General features: G+C 48.7%; 1 pseudogene. It reads left to right on the forward strand.

The annotated features are described in order from the left end of the window. Positions 1 to 2,232, forward strand: a pseudogene (locus tag GAC_RS06240) (hypothetical protein); the annotation flags it as partial.

Raw genomic sequence — 2,232 nt, forward strand, 5'->3', positions numbered from 1 at the left:
CAAACAGTTCCCGGCAGTATCTAAACAGCTCCTGATGCACCTAGCTGAAAATAATCTATACAACCCAGCACTATTTAGCGACTTGGAAGAGTCAGCACGTAGCTCCCAGGATACAACAATACGCGATGGTTTAATACAGCAGGCAATAAACCACGATAACCCGGACCTGATCGGGCACATTGATGCAGGGGATGCGTGTGGGCGCCTGTCGCAAATGTTATGGCAGGAGTCGTCACAATCTGCGGGTGCAACACCGCCATACGCCGTGCTGAAGGACAATATGTTGGCATTCTTCATGGCAAATTTAGATGAGGCAAGTTTTAACAGATTTGCGGACGAGAATTTGATCTCGCATATTGCAGAACATAACATGCCCAAAGCATGTGAAGTATACGTACAACGCTCTCCCGATAATAAATCACTGTTAGACGCTGCTATCCGTGCAGGTAACATACAAATAGTGGAAGCAGTGCTCAACAGGAACCCAGACGTTTTGCTGAGCGCTCATAGTGTGCCAGATGGCACAACACACCAGTCTCTGTACGACTTTGCCACCTCAGTGTGCCCTAAAGACGGGGCCGGAAGTGCTATGTTGCGGTACCTTGCACATCGAACCGTAAATGCCGTTCTAGAAAAAGACAGGGCAGCAAGTGCGGCTATGCGGCCAGCCGAGGCATCTGCACAGCACGGGCCAGAATCTGCGCCGTTTTCCCCTGGTGGTGCATTTGCTAACACGCTGAAGAGTATACTGCTAAGACACAACTTGGGTTTGAACACCGAAAATCGCCAGATCATTAGCGGATATGCGTCGGCTGCGGACGGTAATGCGTTTCAGCATGCAGGAAGTGAAAACCTGCTGCGAATAGCGTTGGAATCTCGAGATTGCCAGGCAGCAGAAAAATTGCTAGAAGACTACATACAGCGTAATGGAAGGGAGCCCAACGATCGCACTAGAGAGATTATTAATCAGAGCGTGGATGGTCGTTCCATATTACACCTAGCAGCCTCGCATGGTAACTACAAAATCCTCTCAGATCTCATAGCACTCGGTGGCGATCCAGCCCGTACCACAAATCGCGGGGAAAACGTGGCACATTTGTGTGCACAAAGTGGTATGAAAAGGGAGGACGGCACTTATGCCTTTGCTCACCTAATTGATGACTCTCGTGCAAACGGCGTTCCTCTGAACACAGTTGACAGTAATGGCAAGGGAATACTTGAGCATGCCGCCAACTGCAACGATAAACCAAGCACTGTAGAAATGCTGGAGCTCATCCACAAGAATCCAGAACTTGATTCTCAGCTAATAAGCCAAAAAAGAGGGAAAGAGGAGAGATAGTTTCTTTCGTAATACTATCGCGGGTGCAAACTTGAGGCGGCGAGATGACGCCGTTGACACTTTCCTGGATGATCATCCTCAATTAAAGGCTGATGCAAAGCAAGATTTATCGCTCAAATTTCTAGAGGATACTAAGAATCTGGATGACGATGCCCTGGCAAATCTACTAACAAGTACATCCCTGCACTCATTTAATGAGATATATCCTCTAGAGCGTGCAAGCCCAATCGTGGGGCAGCCCAGAAATGTGTTTATTGGGCACCAGAGAGATCTATTTTCTATCGTCAATTCAAGAACGGTCAAATCGCACGACCTAGCAAGCATGAGTCGCATGCCCATAGAGGCGTTTTCGGCTAGAGATTATAGAACTGGAGTCTCCCCCATAGAACACGCAATCGCCATAAAGAACCTTGACTTCATTAAGTATGTGCTAGAACACAGAGCCAGTGAGCTCAGGCCTAACATATGCGACGCCGCAGGGGACAATCTACCAGTGCAGCTGTCAAGGTTTGTTGCTGAAAACCCTGACATTCTGCAGCAGGACAGGCGCTTTGCTGAAATGTACACAAATTTGCTTGAGCAGTGCAGCTGTATCACACAATCTAGAAGTCAGACCTCTGTAAGAGGGATACTAGAAAATAATGTGCGGCTCGCGCCTTTGCGCAGCAAAGCCATAGATGCCGCCAATAGGGAGTCACTCTTGAAGGATAAACTATCCCTAATTGAGGATAAGCTGCGAGAGCGCCATGACCCACAAGCGGTAAACCAGCTTGCAGCGTTCGTGAAGGACAACCCAGCATTCAGCAGAAATTCGGCCAACACGTTCCGCACCTTATTCTCGCGTGCTATATCAGACGCCGTGTCTGCGCATCAAGGCCTCAGCGACCATCACA

Origin of the sequence: Anaplasma marginale str. Florida (assembly GCF_000215485.1) — a bacterium.
Taxonomy (GTDB): domain Bacteria; phylum Pseudomonadota; class Alphaproteobacteria; order Rickettsiales; family Anaplasmataceae; genus Anaplasma; species Anaplasma marginale.